15 protein-coding genes are annotated in these 17,737 nt (G+C 61.4%); 8 read left to right on the top strand and 7 right to left on the bottom strand.

The features are described from left to right. The first annotated feature begins 39 nt into the window (after positions 1 to 39). From ilvC to HMPREF2743_RS06015, 8 genes are all read left to right on the top strand, one after another. Positions 40 to 1,053, top strand: a complete 1,014-nt coding sequence (gene ilvC, locus HMPREF2743_RS06050) for a ketol-acid reductoisomerase (protein WP_046648105.1) — start codon at positions 40 to 42, stop codon at positions 1,051 to 1,053. 132 nt (positions 1,054 to 1,185) lie between these two features. Next, a complete protein-coding gene (locus HMPREF2743_RS06045; protein ID WP_070744030.1) occupies positions 1,186 to 2,979 on the top strand; it encodes a GmrSD restriction endonuclease domain-containing protein in 1,794 nt (597 codons plus the stop codon). A gap of 28 nt (positions 2,980 to 3,007) precedes the next feature. After that, on the top strand, positions 3,008 to 3,892 hold the full coding sequence (locus tag HMPREF2743_RS06040) for a hypothetical protein (protein WP_083321611.1): 885 nt from the start codon (positions 3,008 to 3,010) through the stop codon (positions 3,890 to 3,892). Between the two features lie 44 nt (positions 3,893 to 3,936). Further along, positions 3,937 to 5,523, top strand: coding sequence for a phosphoglycerate dehydrogenase (gene serA / locus HMPREF2743_RS06035; RefSeq protein ID WP_070818388.1), 1,587 nt, complete (start codon positions 3,937 to 3,939; stop codon positions 5,521 to 5,523). A gap of 134 nt (positions 5,524 to 5,657) precedes the next feature. Further along, on the top strand, positions 5,658 to 6,677 hold the full coding sequence (locus HMPREF2743_RS06030; protein WP_070818387.1) for a 3-isopropylmalate dehydrogenase: 1,020 nt from the start codon (positions 5,658 to 5,660) through the stop codon (positions 6,675 to 6,677). Positions 6,678 to 6,694: 17 nt separating this feature from the next. Continuing rightward, positions 6,695 to 8,563 carry a DUF294 nucleotidyltransferase-like domain-containing protein gene (locus HMPREF2743_RS06025; RefSeq protein WP_070818386.1) on the top strand — a complete coding sequence of 623 codons (1,869 nt, stop codon included), beginning with the start codon at positions 6,695 to 6,697 and terminating at the stop codon, positions 8,561 to 8,563. Further along, positions 8,564 to 9,181: an exonuclease domain-containing protein gene (locus tag HMPREF2743_RS06020; RefSeq protein WP_070744037.1), complete on the top strand. Its 618-nt coding sequence runs from the start codon at positions 8,564 to 8,566 to the stop codon at positions 9,179 to 9,181. Between the two features lie 118 nt (positions 9,182 to 9,299). Further along, a complete protein-coding gene (locus HMPREF2743_RS06015; protein ID WP_210383650.1) occupies positions 9,300 to 10,109 on the top strand; it encodes a fumarylacetoacetate hydrolase family protein in 810 nt (269 codons plus the stop codon). Between the two features lie 8 nt (positions 10,110 to 10,117). On the opposite strand, the gene HMPREF2743_RS06010 is transcribed toward HMPREF2743_RS06015, so the two are convergent. From HMPREF2743_RS06010 to HMPREF2743_RS05980, 7 genes are all read right to left on the bottom strand, one after another. Next, positions 10,118 to 11,221, bottom strand: coding sequence for an isochorismate synthase (locus tag HMPREF2743_RS06010; RefSeq protein WP_070528591.1), 1,104 nt, complete (start codon positions 11,219 to 11,221; stop codon positions 10,118 to 10,120). Positions 11,222 to 11,304: 83 nt separating this feature from the next. After that, positions 11,305 to 12,648 carry a choice-of-anchor M domain-containing protein gene (locus tag HMPREF2743_RS06005; protein WP_070528586.1) on the bottom strand — a complete coding sequence of 448 codons (1,344 nt, stop codon included), beginning with the start codon at positions 12,646 to 12,648 and terminating at the stop codon, positions 11,305 to 11,307. Then, the gene (locus HMPREF2743_RS06000) at positions 12,645 to 13,541 is read right to left on the bottom strand and encodes an anchored repeat-type ABC transporter permease subunit (RefSeq protein WP_070528583.1); all 897 of its coding nucleotides are present in this window, start codon (positions 13,539 to 13,541) and stop codon (positions 12,645 to 12,647) included. The genes HMPREF2743_RS06005 and HMPREF2743_RS06000 overlap by 4 nt, the downstream gene beginning before the upstream one ends. Further along, positions 13,538 to 14,266, bottom strand: a complete 729-nt coding sequence (locus HMPREF2743_RS05995) for an anchored repeat-type ABC transporter ATP-binding subunit (RefSeq protein ID WP_070528580.1) — start codon at positions 14,264 to 14,266, stop codon at positions 13,538 to 13,540. Before HMPREF2743_RS05995 ends, HMPREF2743_RS06000 begins: the two co-directional genes overlap by 4 nt. Continuing rightward, a complete protein-coding gene (locus HMPREF2743_RS05990) occupies positions 14,259 to 15,158 on the bottom strand; it encodes a choice-of-anchor M domain-containing protein (protein WP_070818385.1) in 900 nt (299 codons plus the stop codon). The genes HMPREF2743_RS05995 and HMPREF2743_RS05990 overlap by 8 nt, the downstream gene beginning before the upstream one ends. A gap of 8 nt (positions 15,159 to 15,166) precedes the next feature. After that, positions 15,167 to 16,651, bottom strand: coding sequence for an anchored repeat ABC transporter, substrate-binding protein (locus HMPREF2743_RS05985; RefSeq protein ID WP_070818384.1), 1,485 nt, complete (start codon positions 16,649 to 16,651; stop codon positions 15,167 to 15,169). After that, complete coding sequence (locus HMPREF2743_RS05980; protein WP_246824469.1) at positions 16,651 to 17,715, bottom strand: choice-of-anchor M domain-containing protein; 1,065 nt, start codon at positions 17,713 to 17,715, stop codon at positions 16,651 to 16,653. Before HMPREF2743_RS05980 ends, HMPREF2743_RS05985 begins: the two co-directional genes overlap by 1 nt. Positions 17,716 to 17,737: the final 22 nt, after the last annotated feature.

Here is a 17,737-nt window from a genome sequence, read left to right as displayed (position 1 = left end):
GAGTAGTGACGACGAACCACAGAGAGAAGGAACAACAACATGGCTATTGAGACTCTGTACGATTCCGATGCCGACCTGTCCATCATCCAGGGCCGCAAGGTCGCCATCATTGGCTATGGCTCCCAGGGCCACGCCCACGCAATGAACCTGCGTGACTCTGGCGTTGAGGTGGCGATCGGCCTGCGCGAGGGTTCCAAGTCCCGCGAGAAGGCGGAAGAGGCTGGCTTTAAGGTCCTGAGCAACGCTGAGGCTTCCAAGTGGGCTGACGTCATCATGCTGCTAGCCCCGGATACATCCCAGGCGACCATCTTCACCGAGGACATTGAGCCGAACCTGGAGGACGGCAATGCTTTGTTCTTCGGCCACGGCCTCAACATTCACTTCGAACTGATCAAGCCGGCGGAGAACATCACCATCGGTATGGTTGCGCCGAAGGGCCCGGGCCACCTGGTCCGCCGACAGTTCGTCGACGGCAAGGGCGTGCCCTGCCTGATCGCTACCCAGCAGGATCCGAAGGGCGAGGGCCGCGAGCTGACCCTGTCTTATGCCGCGGCCATCGGCGGCGCCCGCGCCGGCGTTATCCCGACCACCTTCGAAGCCGAGACCGTCACCGACCTCTTCGGTGAGCAGGCCGTTCTGTGCGGTGGTACCGAGGAGCTCGTGAAAGTCGGTTTCGAGGTGCTGGTGGAAGCCGGTTACGAGCCGGAGATGGCCTACTTCGAGTGCCTGCACGAGTTGAAGCTCATCGTTGACCTCATGTTCGAGGGCGGCATCAAGAACATGAACTACTCGGTCTCCGATACCGCAGAGTTCGGTGGCTACATTTCTGGTCCGCGCGTCATCGACGCCGACACCAAGCAGCGCATGAAGGACATCCTGTCCGACATTCAGGATGGAACCTTCACCAAGCGCCTGATCGCCAACGTTGAGGGCGGCAACAAGGAGCTCGAGGAGCTGCGCGCCAGCTACAACGATCACGAGATCGAGAAGACTGGTGAGAAGCTGCGCGATCTCATGAGCTGGGTCAAGAACCCGCTGGATGCAACTGCATAAATCGCACTGGATCTGAGTAATCCCGCTGGCCACCGGCTGGCGGGATTTTTCATTACCCGGGGCTTGGTGCCCGCAATGTGATGTTCGCGCACAAACGGGCACGTTCCCACATTTGGCGGTAGGCTCGAGGCCATGGGTTTCTCTACGCCAAGTTATGACCTTAATGACCTTTTCGCTCGCATCGATCGCGGTGATATTCAGCTTCCAGATTTTCAGCGCTCCTATGCCTGGGATGAGGACCGCATCAGATCGCTGATCGTCACTGTGCTGCGCGGCTACCCACTCGGCGCGTTCATGGCCTTGGATACCCGCAACGAGGCTATGCGCTTTCGGCCGCGGCCGCTCGCGGGTGCGCCCAACACCGGGGTAAACCCGGGCCTGCTGTTGCTCGATGGCCAGCAGAGGCTGACCACTCTGTACCACTGCTTCCGTGGTGAGGGTTTTGTTGATACCACAGACTTCCGCTCCAAGAAGGTTTCCCGCAAGTACTTTGTGGACCTGCACAAAGCCACTTCTGAAGACATCATGCCGGATGAAGCAGTCTTCGCCATCAATCAGCACGGAGAGCTGCGCTCTCACTTCGCGCCGGACCTCGACGATTCTCTGAACAGCCGCGAGGCCGCGGTTCAAGCATGCTGCATTCCCGTCTCCGCGCTGCTGAGCGAGGAGGGCACCAGCATGCTCTTCGAGCTCGCCGCTGCCAACGATGGCGCCAACCGCGATGTCGTCGCTGCCTTCAATAACCGCATCCTGCGCCCGCTGTCCGGCTACACTGTGCCGATGATTCGCCTTTCCCGCGAAACGGCCAGCGCTGGTATCGGCTCCATCTTTGCCCAGGTGAACTCGGCCGGATTACAGATGGATGTCTTCGACCTCCTCACGGCAGTCTTTGCCTCCGAGGACCCGGACTTCCACTTGGCGGAGGACTGGGCAGGCGTCGAGAAGCAGCTACGTGCCTTCCCAGCGCTCGACGGCATCGGCCGCAATGAATTCCTCTCGGCAGTATCGCTGTTGGTGTCGGGGGAGAAGGGCAATGCCGGCGGCCAGCGCGAAGACATCCTGCAGCTCTCGCTCGCCGAATACCGCAAGGCTTCGCAGACCCTGGTGATTACTTTCCGCGAAGTCGCAGAGTTCCTGGCTGAGCGTTGCATACTTTCCCTTGAGCAGGTTCCTTATTCCGAGCAGATCATTCCGCTGGCGGTTATTCTGGCGCGTCTGGCTGAGAAGAAGGGCGTGCTGTCGAGTCAGGATGCCTGGGACCGCCTCAATCAGTGGTTCTGGAGCGGCGTCTTTGGTGAGCTCTACGGCTCCTCCGCCGTGAAGCTACGTGCAGCGCGCGATGTTGACGAGGTCACCGCGTGGGTCGCCGGCGACACCGAGGATGTTCCAAAGACCGTCCGAGATGCCTCCTTCCGCGAGTCCCGCCTGTTGTCGGTAGGGGAGCACGACGGGGTGTGGCACGGTCTGTATGCCCTGCTCATGGCTCGTGGCGCGAAGGACTGGCGTACGGGCCGTCCGTTTAGCCGCCATAGCTTTGAGGAGCTGCAGCCGGGCTTCTTCCCCGTCTTCCCGCTTCGCTGGTGTGAGCGTCACGGCGTCAGCGGCGTACTGGCAAACTCCGTGCTGAACCGCACTCCGATGGGCAAGCGCACCGAGGTTGTCATCGATGGGCATTCGCCCGAGCGCTACCTGCCGCGCGTGCAGTCGAAGTCGATCATGGAGGATGCTGAGTTTGATAGCGTGCTGGCCTCCCACGAACTGGAACCGGAGCTGTTGACCGCGAAGACTGTGCACCAGTTCTTTGCTGACCGCCGCGAGCGCTTCGTCGGCATTGTTGAATACGCGCTCAACAAAAAGGTAGTGCGTGACGTGGACGAGGCGAACCTCTCTGGTGGCGAGGAGGGGCCGCAGGCCTTTGCTCGTTAAGGTTCCATCTCCACGTGGGCTAAAGGTCGTGTCCTCGGCGGTGCTGCTGGGCATGACCGCTCTGGGGGTCGTGGGGTGCTCATCGCTGGGACGCGGTGAGCCCCTCTTGACTCAAGACATCACCGCTCTCCCTGAAGCAGAAATTGACCTGGCTCGGGCGAGTGAGGAAAACCGCCTGCGGCTCATTGATCCGCAATTCGCCAATGAAGTTACCGTTGTTGGGGATCGCTGGGGAATAGACTCGGCACGCTTATTCTTCAAGGAGAGTAATACGCTGATCCTGGCCGAGGAGACAGATGCTGCGGCCTTGCGGGCGGCGACGTTGAGTGTGTCGCAGCGCGTTCCCATGGTGACCTACGATGATTCGATTCGCCCGCAGATTTCACAACTGATCAATGACCTTGACGTTGATCAAATCCTCGTTATCGGCAACGTGCCGTGGGCTAGCCAGAACGGGCAACTCGAGGTTATCCACGACCCAGGAAACACCAAGGCGTTGGGGGAGTACACCGCTTTTCGTTTTGATTCCAAAGTGGTGGTGAACCGTGAGCGCATGGTTGATACCATCGCCCGCTTGGATTCCTCCACGAAAACGGAGCTCAAGGCCGCGTGGGAGCCGCTGCCGCAGCACCTTAGCAAGGAGAAGATGCCGGCGATTCCCGCGCAAGCGCGCCGTGATGCGCAAATGGCACCGGTTATCGTGGCGACGAAAGATAGTCCCTTGGCCAATGTGGTGAATGCCACCGCATATGGCGGTACGGTGTTCGTGATGGAGGACCAGGATCCGACAGCGACGAAGGCCGGCGCGGCGATTACAGCGGGGCTATCAGACGGGCCGATCGTGGCCCTCGGGCCGGAATTCGGTTCAGTGACAGAATTCACGCATAAAATCACTCAGGGCTGGAAAGAATAAACTACACTTCTCGGCATCTCCAATTCTGACTAGTAAAGGAAGTTATGTCGAAGCCGGTCGTTCTTATCGCCGATAAGCTTGCAGAATCCACCGTCGATGCTCTCGGGGACACCGTCGAGGTCCGTTGGGTAGATGGTCCAAATCGCGCGGAGCTGCTCGCCGCGGTGCCGGAGGCTGACGCCCTCCTCGTCCGCTCTGCCACGACCGTGGATGCGGAGGTGCTGGCCGCCGCGGAGAACCTCAAGATTGTGGGCCGCGCTGGTGTCGGTTTGGACAATGTTGATATCCCCGCTGCCACCGAGCGTGGCGTCATGGTTGTCAACGCTCCGACCTCCAACATCCACTCCGCTTGTGAGCAGGCCATCGCGCTGCTTCTGGCCACCGCCCGCCAAGTGCCGGCAGCGGATCAGTCCCTGCGCCAGGGTGAGTGGAAGCGTTCCTCCTTCAAGGGCGTCGAGATCTATGGCAAGACCATCGGCATCGTGGGCTTCGGCCACATCGGCCAGCTCTTCGCACAGCGCTTGCTGGCTTTTGAGACCACCGTCATCGCCTACGATCCTTATGCCAATCCGGCTCGCGCAGCGGCGCTGGGTGTAGAGCTGGTGAGCCTTGAAGAGCTCATGTCCCGCTCTGACTTTGTCACCATTCACCTGCCCAAGACGCCGGAGACCGCCGGCATGTTTGATGCTGAACTCTTGGCTAAGGCCAAGAAGGGGCAGATCATTATCAACGCTGCCCGCGGTGGCCTCGTGGATGAGGCAGCGCTGGCTGAGTCCATCAAGTCGGGCCACCACCGCGGCGCCGGTTTCGATGTTTATGCTTCCGAGCCCTGCACCGATTCCCCTCTCTTCGAGCTCCCGCAGGTAACCGTGTCCCCGCACCTGGGTGCTTCCACGGTAGAGGCACAGGACCGTGCAGGTACCGATGTGGCCGCTTCGGTCTTGAAGGCGCTGGCCGGTGAGTTTGTGGCCGACGCCGTCAACGTTGAAGGCGGCAAGGTCGGCGAGGAAGTATCCGGTTGGCTGGATCTGACCCGTAAGCTGGGCCTGGTGGCCGGCAACCTGCTGGATGCAGCGCCGGTTGCTGTTGAGGTCGAGGCCTGCGGTGAGCTGGCCAACGAGGATGTCTCGGCACTCGGACTGTCTGCTGTTCGTGGACTGTTTTCTGGTGTTGTCTCGGAGGCCGTTACCTTCGTCAATGCCATGAAGATCGCCGAAAGCCGCGGCGTGACCGTAGATGTTAAGACCAACGTGGAGTCGAAGGGCCACCGCTCCTCGGTGCGCGTGAAGGTCATCGGTCCTAATGGTCTGGTTTCCCAGCTCACCGGCGCCCTGACAGGTATCGATGGTGTGGAGAAGATTATCCGCATCAATGGCCGCGGCGTCGACATGCGCGCTACCGGCCGCAACCTCTTCTTCTCCTACAAGGATGCCCCGGGCGCACTGGGCACCGTGGGCACCAAGCTGGGCGCTGCAGGCATCAACATCGTGGCTGCCGCCCTGACCCAGGGCAAGGATGCCTCCGATGCTGTGCTCATCCTGCGCGTCGAACGTGAGGTGCCGGAGGAGCTGGTCGAGGAAATCAACGCGGCGCTGGGGGCTACCTGCCGCCAGCTCGTCCTGGATGCATAGTCCACGGCGTTGAACATTACGCAGCAGCCCCCGTGAAGGATCGTCCGCGGTTCTTCACGGGGGTTTGCCGTCGCCGGAGCCGAGAGAGTGGTACTCTCACAAGTATCCAATATGTGAGAAAGGAATCCCACAAAATGAAACTGGCAGTGATTGGCGGCGACGGCATTGGTCCCGAGGTAACCGCGGAGGCATTGAAGGTCCTGCGTGCGGTTCGTCAGGATGTCGAGGTTACGGACTATGACCTTGGTGCACGACGTTACCTGCGCAACGGGGAGCTGCTTACCGACGCCGACCTGGCATCCCTGCGTGAGCACGACGCCATCCTGCTCGGCGCCATTGGTGCACCCGGTGAGGTCCCGCCCGGTGTGCTTGAGCGCGGCTTGCTGCTGAAGATGCGTTTCGCCCTGGACCATCACGTCAACCTGCGCCCCTCCAAGCTGTACCCGACGTCCACCTCGCCGCTGGCGAACCCGGGCGATATCGATTTTGTCGTCGTCCGTGAAGGCACTGAGGGATTGTACTGCGGAAACGGCGGCACGCTGCGCGAAGGAACCGAGCACGAGGTGGCCTCGGAGGTTTCCCAGAACACTCGCTACGGCGTTGAGCGCGTGGTGCGGGATGCTTTCAAGCGTGCGATGTCCCGCCGCAAACACGTCACGTTGGTGCACAAGACCAACGTTTTGGTCAACGCCGGTGGGCTCTGGCAGCGCACCGTAAACGAGGTAGCTCAGGAATTCCCGGAGGTCACCGTGGATTACAACCACATCGATGCCGCAACCATCTACATGGTCACCGATCCCGCTCGCTACGACGTCATCGTGACCGATAACCTCTTTGGTGACATTCTGACTGACCTGGCCGGTGCTGTCACCGGTGGCATCGGTTTGGCCGCCTCCGGCAACATTGATGCCTCCGGGGCTAACCCCTCCATGTTTGAACCGGTTCACGGTTCCGCACCGGATATCGCGGGCAAGGGCATCGCGGATCCCACCGCGGCGATCCTGTCGGCGGCGATGTTGCTGCGCCACCTTGGTGACGAGGAGAACGCCGTGCGCATCGAAGAGGCCGTGGCCGCTGATGTTTCCGCCCGCAATGATGCACAGGCGCGTACCACTGAAATTGGTGATCGAATCGCCGCCGCGCTCAGTGCTTAGCGCTGTATGGTTGGCGCATGAGCGTCGAAATAGACGAGGTCACTAGCTTCCTCGCCCAGCATGAGCCCTTCTCCCGTCTGCCGGAGGAAGAGCTCACCGCACTGTCCTCTCAGCTGAGCATGATCTACCTGCGTCGCGGGGAGATTCCCATAAAGATGGGGGAAGAGAATGCTCATCTCCACATCATCCGCACCGGTGCGATTGATGTGGTGGGAGAGGAAGGCGTGTTACTGGACCGCCGCGAATCTGGCCTTACCTTTGGCTACTCCACATTGCAGGGAGAGCCGGTCTCTGCCTATGAGATGGTCGCGGTGGAGGATAGCCTCGTCTTTACTCTTGAGCAGGAGGCCTTTAGCCAACTCGCTGAGCGGAACCCTGACATCGCGCGTTTCTTTTCAGCGCAGTCCCGTCAGATCCGAGCAGCAGCGCGCGAGCTCACCGAATCCGCACCAACAGACGTGCTCCGCACGCCGCTGCGGGAGCTTATTCGGACCGACGTGGTCACCGCGCCAGCCGCAACCACCATCCGCGATGCTGCATTGCTGATGACAGAACATGGCGTTTCTTCCTTACTCGTCGTGGAACCGGGCCCAGAGTCAGATAAGCGGCTCACGGGAATACTGACCGACCGCGATCTGCGAACTCGGGTGCTCGCCGCCCAGCGCGACCCTGCCGAGCCAGTGGGGGAGATCATGACGCCTCAGCCCCTCAGGGTGTCGGCAGATGCCCCGGCCATGGAAGCCCTCTTGCACATGGCCGAGCGCGGCATCCACCATTTACCGGTGGTCAAAGAAGGGGCCTTACAGGGAATAGTTACGCAGTCGGACGTTACCCGGCTGCTGCACAACGATCCGGTCTACCTCGCTGCGGATCTTTCACGGCGCACGAGTGCCGCTGAGCTCAACGGTGCTTTTCTTGAGGCCATGCGCCTGGCCGGGCGCTTCGTGGAACGCGGCTCCACACCGGCGGAATCCTCGAGCCTGGTCACGCTTGCCGCCGATGCTGTGGCACGGCGCTTGTGCACGCTGGCGGAGGAAGAGCTTGGTCCTCCGCCTGTCGAGTATGCCTTCGTGGCCGTGGGCTCGCAGGGAAGGCGAGAGATGGCGCTGGCCTCAGACCAAGATAATGCGCTAGTCCTCGCGGATGATTTCGATGCCGCTGCGCATGGAGAGTATTTCGCGCGGCTTAGTTCCTTTGTATGCCAGGGCTTAGCCGACGCCGGGCAGATCCTGTGCCCTGGGGACATGATGGCCATGACCGCTCAGTGGCGGATGACGCGCTCCCAATGGATCGAAACCTTTCGCCGGTGGATTCGAGACCCTCAACCGGAGGCGCTGCTCAACGCGCAGATTTTCTTCGACTTCCGGGTGCTCTATGGAAGCGAGGCGCTGGGCCGGGACGTTCACACTGCTGCCGTAGAGATGGGTCAAGGGGCAACGCGCTTGCACGCCCACCTGGCTAGCTTGGCCGCGCGCCGTGAGCCGCCGCTGACTTTGTTTCGGGGGCTCGTGGTGGAGCGCGATGGTGACTACGCCAATACCCTCGACATCAAAAAGGGCGGAACAGCGGGCATCGTGCAGATGGCCCGGCTCTTCGCCTTGGCCTCCGGCTCCACGGTGGTGGATACGCGCCAACGCCTCAGGGAAGCAGCGGGTAATGCGGTGAGCCGCCAGGGTGCGCAGGAGCTTCTCGACGCGTTCGATTACCTGCGCTCCCTGTCCTTCCAACACCAGGCCCGCCAGCTGCGTGAAGGGCAGCAGCCGAACTACCACATCGACCCCAAGAGTTTGGGCCGCATGGAGCGAGAACACCTGCGCGATGCTTTCCGTGCCATCAAATCGATGCAGAATGCGTTGGCGACCAAGTATCCGGTGAGGAATATCTAAATGTGGAATCGCTGGAGCCGCCGAGCGGACTGGGGCGCGCCCGCACGCAGTACCCCGCTCGATGACCTGGGATTGCTCGCCGTGGACATGGAGACCACGAACCTTGACCCTCGCAGGGGAAAGATTGTCTCCATTGGCTGGGTGCCGGTCAACGGGGGAGCCATCGACTTATCTGGTGCCGGTTATACCGTGGTGCGCGGCGCGCAGGTGGCCGAGGACGCACATGTCCACCTGCTGACTCAGGAGGTCATTGACGCCGGCGAGGAGCTAAGTATCGCGGTGACGCAATTGCGCCAAGCTTCGCAGGGACGCGCGCTACTTGCGCATTTCGCGGCGTTGGAGGTGGGGTTCATTGAAGCTGCCTCCCGTGAGGTCTTTGGGGAGCGCCCGCGCCTGAGCGTGGTTGATACCTTTGCGCTTGAGCGGCGCCACATGGAGCGCATGGGAACCTACCCGCGCGGCGAGGATCTACGTCTGCCCCGCGTGCGGACGCGTTATGGCCTTCCACGTTATGGAAGCCACAATGCGCTCAGTGATGCCTTGGCCTGTGCCGAGTTATACCTTGCACAACGGGGACACACGCGGGCGGTGACCTTGGGGGACGTCGCCCAGCGCTAGGCCTGTGCGAAGGCGCTCATCGCGGAGCTTGATGCCCGTAGAAGCATTGCACTCTTTGCAACCTTTACCTAAGACCCCTGATCGCGAGTTAAAAATCCTTGCGAGTAGTATGGCCGTTATGCGTTTAGGACGAATTGCTCACACCGAAGGTATCTGTTTCGCCATCATCGATGGCCCCGCCGACGCCCCGCTTGACCAGCTGGTGGCCAAGGAAATTTCCGGCACACCGTTTACCCCACCGGAGCCGACTGGCCGCGAGTGGCCGCTGAGTGAGGTGCGCTTGCTGGCGCCGACTCTGCCCACCAAGGTCGTGGCTCTGGGCCGCAACTACGCCGACCACGTGGCGGAAGTCTTCAAGGAATCCGCGGAGCACCTGCCGCCGACGATCTTTATCAAGCCCTCCACCGCGGTCATTGGCCCCGGTGCACCCATCAAGATCCCGGAGTTCGCCACCAACGTCGAGTTCGAGGGCGAGCTCGCCGTGGTGATTTCTAAGGTATCGAAGAATATTGATCCGGAGAAGTGGCGCGATCACGTAGTTGGCTACACGATCTGTAACGATGTTTCTTCGCGCGACCTGCAGTTCCAGGATGGCCAGTGGGCACGTGCGAAGGGCATCGACACCTTCTGCCCGCTGGGCCCGTGGATTGAGACGGACTTGGACTGCATCAATCTCGATGACCAGAAGATTAACGCCTACCTCACTCACGAGGGCAAACGTGAGCAGAAGCAGGATTCCAATACGGATCAGATGATTGTGAAGATGGGTCACATCATCGCTGAGATCTCGCAGTCCTACACGCTGCTGCCGGGTGATGTCATCACGACGGGTTCCCCGGCTGGTACGGCGCCGATGGTGCCGGGCGATACCATCGAAATCGAGATCCCCGGCGTGGGTAGCCTGACCAACCCGATCGAGCGCGCTTAGACGCTGTTCTAAAGATTGAGCGCGCGCAAAATGGTGCGCAGCTTAGCCGTGGTTTCCTGAAGCTCGGCTGTCGGGTCGGAATCCACGACGATTCCGCCGCCTGCCCACGCGCGGGCGGAGAGGCCATCGCCGGCCACCTCGGCGCAGCGGATGGCCACCATGTATTCGCCGTCGCCGGAATCATCGCACCAGCCAACTGCGCCGGCGTAGAAACCGCGGTCGGTTTCAGCCGTTTCGATCAGCGCTTGTGCGGCCTCAGTGGGGGTGCCGCAAATAGCCGGGGTGGGGTAGACCAGCTCGGCCAGCTCGAGCGCAGTAATATTCGAATCCTTAAGGGTTCCCGCGATCGGCGTTCCCAGATGCCACATCTCATTGGTGGAGGTCAGCTGCGGGGACGTGGGAGCATCGAGGGTCTCGCACAGCGGCTGCAGAATGCGGCGGATGTGATCCACCACGAAGGCGTGCTCGCGCAGGTCCTTTGCGGAGTTGTGGAGGTCTTGGCCCGCTTTGATATCGCGTGCCTTATCTGCCTGGCGGGGCGCGGAGCCAGCCAGAGGGAAGGCCGTGACCGTCGAACCTTGTTTCTTAACCAGCACCTCTGGGGAGGAGCCGACGAACATTGCGCCAGGGCGTCCAGCCGGAGTGAGGTCGGCGATGAAGCCATCGCGGTGGGAAGATAAATCAATCAGCCGCGCGGCAACGAATAGCGGATCCACCGGGGCATTGAACTCGATGTCGACGGCGCGTGCAAGCACCACCTTATCCAGCTTGGAGGCCTCGATCGTGGCAATGGCCGCCTCGATGCGGCGCAGGTGCTCCTCCGGCTCCGGGTCAAACCCAGTCACGCGCGCGTTGAGCGTGCCGCTGCGGTAATAGGCGTGCGGTTCGAGCGGCCCGTCCTCGCGGATGATGCTGCGCGGCACGGTCAGCGCCGCGGGGTCACCCTTGTGGAAGGGCAGCGCGCCGACAACCATGGGCGCCGTGCCGGCACGCAGTGCAGATACGGCAGCGTCAACATCGCTGAAGGTGGCCACTGAGCCTTGGGTACGCACAGACCCCGTCGCGCGGGACAGGAGGAAGTCAGGGGCGGTAGAGGGTCTGTTTTCACACATAGGGAATAACTCTAGTTGTTTGCTGTGCTAGTGCCGAAACCAGATCCCCCCCCTCCGTACAGGCTGTGCGCATGGCTGTAGTGCTAGTCGCGCTTGCGCGGGCGGAAGAATTGCACGGCGATGAAAAGTCCAATTCCTAGCAGTAGGGCCAGGGATCCCATGCCGGCCAAAAAGCCCGCCCAGAAGCCCACCATCGGGGCTCCATAGCTCATAGCCTGGATGTTTCCGCCGTCAGCATACTGTTCTTGCACATCAGAAGCCGGACGCTGTGCCGCTGCTTCTTTCCTGGCATTCCGTTCGTGATTGGACGCGGTGCTGCGCGTCGAGTCCTTGGCGTCGGCGGCAGACGTGCTGCGCGACGTCCCACGCTGTGCTGAATCTCTCTGTCCTTGTGCAGTGTGGGCTGTAGCGTTGGGGGTCGGATTCCGGCCTTGCCCGGTCGCAGTGTTGGCTGCGCTTGGCTCTTTCGGCCCTGTTTCTTTCTCTGGTTTTGTTTCCTTCCGCGCGCTGGCCCGCGTGGAGCGCTCTGAGTTCTTTTCCTCCTTCGCCTTCTTCGCATCGGAGGGCTTCCCACCGTTGAAGAAGGTATCGGCCTCTTTGAAGGTCTTGTCCATCGTCTTATCTAGCTGCGCGATGGCCTTGGAGGTGTCATTAATGTCCTTGGCCAGCTGCTGGGGGCGGTTCTTCGGGCTTCCCGAGCCACCGCTGCCACCTTCGCCCGAGCCCCACTCCAGCTGGCAAAGTTCAGAGATATCTGCGCCACCAACCAAGAAAGGCACATCAATAGAGTGCTCGGAGCCATCGTTGAGGGTGAAGGTAAAAGTGGCAGCATAGGCACCCGGCTCGCTAAAGATGATCCCGGTGTGACTGTGGAAATGATCAGGATAATCCCACGTGATATCGGGGTTCTCGGAGTCAAAGAGCACGGTGGGGTTAGCACCCACGGTGTTCTGAAAGCCCACCATGCGCCCGCCTTCTGGGCCGCTGTGTAGCGTCAAGGATAAAGTGGCATCGGCCGCAGTGGCCTCATCGAGGTAGCTGGTGTTGAACCCCAACCAAGGGATATTCGGATCTTGGGTTTGGGGGATTTGCCAACCGCTCGATGGAATATCGCTCCCCGTTGATTCATTGAAAGCAGCGTTGCTGCCTACTTCTACGTAGAACTCCCCAGAGGCATAGTCCTTACCGGATTCATCATCGCGGGCTAAAAAGGTTAGGTCCCCCGAGTCACCGACCAAAGCGAGGTCTTGGTGTCCGCGGCTGAAGGCGTGGAGGGAGTCATCATCACAGGAAGTGCCGCTCGCCTGCTCGGCTGCGATGGCGGGCGGCGCAGCGTGAATGAGCGTCGGGGAGCTGAGCGCTAAAGCAGCGGATGCGGTCAAAGCGAGGGGACGGTAGTTCATACGTGTCATTGGGAGAATATTCATGCGGACAAGGTCTCCTTCGAGGTGTGTGATGTCGAGGTGGATGCGGAAGCGCGGCGGGAGTGCATAAGAGGGGAGAGCACCCACGCCACGAGGAAGCACGCGGTGAGGAGTAGAACGATGGTGGCACCGGCGGGAAGGTCGATGGCCCATGCCAGGTAGATTCCGAAGAAGCTACCCAAGGAGCCGATCGCCGCAGCTGCGAGCATCATCGAGCCCAGCGAGTCACAGAGCAGGCGGGCAGTCGCGGCCGGGGTGATAAGCAGAGCGAGGACGAGGACGTTGCCGATGGTGCCCACGGAGATAACCACTGCGCCCGTAACACAGAGGTAGAGCACGATGTCCAGAGCAAAGACGGGAAGACCCATCGCGCGGGCGGTTTCCTTGTCCAAGCAGGTAGCGGTGAGCTGGGGTCCAAGGAGAAGAACCGTGGCCACGATGAGCACCGTGACGGTGAACGCGGTGTAAAGGTCCGCGCGGGAGACACCCGTGAGCGAGCCGAAGAGAAAGCTAGTGAGCGAGGCTGTGTAGCCGTCTACTCGGGAGATGATCACCATGCCGAGGGCAAACGCGGCGGCGAAGAAGATTCCGATGACGGAATCCTCGCGCACCGTGCGCCGCTGGGAGAAGCATGCGATGAGCACCGCCACGGTGCAGCCCGCCACGGCGCCGCCCAGCAACACTGAGCCCTGGAGCACGAAGGCAATGGCCAGCCCTGGGAAGACCGCGTGGGAAACAGCATCACCGATGAAAGACATGCCCCGCAGCACGACATAGCATCCCACCACACCGCACACGATGGCGGCGAGGATAGAAATTCCCACCGCACGCGCCAGGAAGTCCAAGTGTGGGTTGGTGACATCCTGGAAGAACTCGAAAAGCGAGATGTCGATCATGCGGCCACCCCAATCGCAGAAAGCAGTGGAGAAGAAGCTGAGACCCCGAACGTGTCGCTCCAGGGCTGCGCGGTCATGCGCAACGCTTCCGCTGGACCATCCGCGATGATTCCACGGTTAAACAGCACGAGCCGCGAGCAGGAATGCGCGGCCTCCGAGAGGTTGTGCGTGGACATGACAACACTGGTGCCATCGGCGGTGAGTTTGTCAAAGAGAAGTAGAAGCTCTTCGGTGTTGGGGGCGTCGAGGCCGGTAAATGGTTCGTCGAGAAGCAGCACTTCAGGCTCGCAGGCTAAGGCCCGGGCGATGAGTACACGCTGACGTTGGCCACCGGACAGCTGCGCGATGGGGCGCCGCGCAAATTCCTCCAAGTTGGTTAACTCGATGGCGCGGCGGGCGGCTTGTTTATCGGCACGTCCCGGACGGCGGAACCAGCCCACCAGTCCGGTGCGTCCGCTGAGCACAGCTTTGGACACGCTGATGGGGAAGTCCCATTCCACGTCGTGACGCTGAGGGACATAACCCAGCGAGGTGCCCACGTCGATGGTCCCGGTGAAGGGGACGAGCCCCAAGATGGCGCGCATCAGCGTGGTTTTACCCGCGCCGTTGGGGCCGAGGAGCCCGATGAATTCGCCAGGGTGTACGGACAGGCTGGCGGCGTCGATGACCCTGCGGCCGGAGAGCGAAACGGACAGGTCCTTGACTGAAATGAGGGGACTAGTCACGTTGGCCGCCCTTTGCACGCACGACGGCGATAATGGCACCGATAAGGACGAGGATGCCCACGCCGGCCAGCGCCCAGATCCATACCGGCACGGTTGCCGATGCAGAGCTTGAATCGGCAGAGGATTCAGCGTTTGAATCCCATTCTGTTGCCTGAGCTTGTGCGACATCCGTGTCATCGCCTACAGCAAAGGTCAACGTAGCCTCGGCGGCTACCTCGCTGCCGGCGCTTTCACCCGCGCCTTCGCCGCTCATGCGGACCCGCACCTGGTGGATGCCGGGCTCGGTGAACACCCAATTGGCATGGGTATGCGTGCCCAAGTCGACCCAGAAGCCTTCTGAGTCCCCGGTGGCGGTGGACCACAGCAACTGCGGTTCCTCGAAGCCGCCGTTCTGCAAGAAGAGGGAGAACTCACCCGGGCCTTGGTGTCCCAGGAACTCCATAGTGACTCCTCTCTCAACGTTCTCCTCGAGGGAAGGAGCCTGGGTATTCCAACCTAGCCACGGCACATCAGCCTGTTCCGTTTGTGGAACGACCCATACTTGCGAACCGGGCTCGGCACCGACGAAGGAGAAAGCCTTGTCCTCCGGCAGGGGCAACAGGGCGTTGTCGCCCACCTGGAAGACCACATCGTCGGGTTGACGCCACACGGGCGTTTCAGCTGAATCATCACGGGCGAGGAATTCTGCTTGCCCTTCATTAAGCAGCAGGCCCAGGTCGACGTGACCGTGATCGATAGCGGCAGCAGTTCCTGGTGCCGCCACTTCTTCGTCAGAGCTGACAACCTGAGCCAGATCCCCGGCCCAGGCGGCGGAGGGCGCGAAGGCCAGCGCCACGGCGCTCAGTGCTGCTGCAAGCGGCATAGTGAAAGTTCGGAGGGTGCGATTAGACATGAGATTCCTTATGTTGTGCTGCTAAGGCAGCGGTTGAGTGAGTGTGCGTTGAAACGCATGAGTTCGAGATACGTCGGTACGGCGTCATCGAGGGTGTCGCCGTAAATGGGACACACCGCCACCCCGAGGGATTCGGCGGCTTCCCGGATGACATCCGCGCTGGCTTGTTGGGTCGGCTCCACGAACACCGCGGGAAGCTGGAGGTTCTCCAAGGTGCGGCGCAGCGCGATGACATCGCGCGGCGAGGGCTCGATGGCCGGGTTGGGAGTAACAAAGCCCGCAATATCAATGCCATAGCCTTGTTCCAGGTAGGCATAGCCGTGGTGGGGTGTGACGAGGTGGCGGTTGCGCTCTGGAATAGCGGAGATGAGCTGATTAACCTCGTCGTCGACGCCCCGCAGTTGTGCGATGTAGTCCTGTGCGCGGGCACGGTAGTCCGCGCCGTGCGAGGGATCTGTTTGCGCAAGTTGCTCAGCGATGACCTCAGTAAAGCTGATGACATTGGCGGCGTTATGCCACAGATGTGGGTCTACTTCGCCGTGAATGTGCTTGCCCAAGACAGCTTGCGGCAGGAGATAGGTCTCATCCCCGGGCCGGCCCAAGAAGCGGTAGGAGGGATCCGGCGGTATCTGCTGCAGAGCGGTGTTCGGGATGCTGAGCACCGTGGTGCTCGGATCGAAGCGCTCGCCTTGATCCTCCAAGTCGAGCTTTCCTGTAGCCATGTCCGCGGTGATATCCACGTGACCTGCATCGAGCGCGCGCATCCCCTCAGGTGCGCTCACGCCCACCGCCACCGTGAACTCCTGCGGGGAGCTGTCTGTTGCGTCGAACTTCAGCCGGTACACACCTGGCTTGCTAAAAGCCCAGGAGACGTGCGTGTGGGCATTAGCCGGCAGCGTCGTGGAATCGTTGTGCTGGTCAATCCCGTCAGCGCTGTTAAAGAGCGGCTCAGGGGTACCGAACGTTGAGACCACGTAGGCCGCGACATCGCCGGGTCCTTCCACATCGAGCAGGCGCATGTCGACGCTCGTGGTACCTGGGGCCGCGTTACGCACGCGCAATCCCAACCACACCGCATCGAGGGCAACGTTTTCTACCAAGGGGACGAGCTTCGCGCCGCGTGTAGATGCTTGGTCCGCCACTTCGGTGACGGGCACATCCGAGGACTCCCGCAAGGACTTCAGCAGGTTTTGCGGCTCGAGGAGAAAACCATTGGACAGCAACACGTCGGCGTTGGCGATATCGCGCACTGAGCGCAGGCTCGGCTCAAAGGTATGTGGATCCTTTCCCGCAGGAATCAGCGTGGTCACTGTGGCATCCTCACCGGCTACGTGCTTGGCGACGTCCCCCAGTATCGGCGTCGTCGCCACCACCTTCACCTTCCCATCGTCTCCGTTGGTGGAGCTCGCGCAGCCACTCAACATGGATGTGCCGAGAAAGATGGCGGAAAGGAGCGCGGTGTATTGCGTCCGAGTGCGAACCTTCCGTGGCATTAGTCGCGGCCCTTCAAAAGCGCGAGGCGCGCTAGCGCCAACCCCAGCACGAGCATGCCTAAGCCCAGGATTCCGATGCCCCACGGCAGCAGGTTTTGCCCGCTGTCGTAGTAGCCGGCCGCAGCGACGGTGTCCACATTCTCCCCGTCCGCGGCCCCGGTGGAGCGGTGAGAAGGCTTGCGCTCTTTCCTTTCTCCGCGCTCTTTACGCTCCTTGCTGCTTGCCTGTTGCTTCGCGTTCCTGGTTCCGGCTGCGCGGGTACCTCCGCCAGCGTTTCCACCTCCCGAGCGTGCCCCGGAGGCAGAGGATGCCGGTTGCTCAGGGGAGGCGTCGCCCAGCTCTGCCTCGTGGTGGTCTTCGGTGCCGTCATCACCATTAACGGTGGCGGGTTCCTCGTCCCCGGACTCCTGCGGCGCGGCGTCACCATCTCCGACATCCCAGGTATAGGTGACCTGATTACTCGTATCGCCGTTGGATTCCGCCTGGACAGTCATGGTGTAGATACCCGGTTCACTAAAAGCCCAGTTAACGTGGCGATGCGCCGGGTAAGCCTGGTTGATGACATCACCAGACACGAGGTCGAGCTCGCCGGCATCGGTGACCGGCTGGATATCGCCGAAGCCAGCCGTTTCGAAGATAAAGACGTCACCAGGACCGGTGACCTCGACGAATTCGAAGTTAACGTCTTTATAGCCAGCCGATTGCGCCGCCTGGGTATCCCATCCCGGCCACAGCAGCGAGCTGTCCTGGGTTTGGGGAAGGTAATACGTGGGCATACCGATGCCGTCGATGCGCTCGGTCGCCTCGCTCCATGCTTCTTCTGCGACTTTGAGGATGACATCGTTGCCGGGCCGGACGACGCCACTGCCGGTGACGTCCTCCTTCATCGACAAGGTCAGTTGACCGCCTGGCGCGGAGACATAAAAGGCATCGACGTGTCCGGAATCGATGAGCTCGCTATCAGCTCGCGCTGACGCCGGGGAGCCAAGGACGGCTACACACAATGTCGCGACAATGGTGAACACGGCGGCGCTGGTTTTCAGCAGTGCACTGTTCTGGCGCACGTTCAGGCTCTGAGCAGTGCGT

Source organism: Corynebacterium sp. HMSC036D02, from assembly GCF_001836165.1.
Lineage (GTDB): Bacteria > Actinomycetota > Actinomycetes > Mycobacteriales > Mycobacteriaceae > Corynebacterium.
Note: the sequence above shows the minus strand (reverse complement) of the source record. Positions and strands in the feature narration are given on the sequence as shown.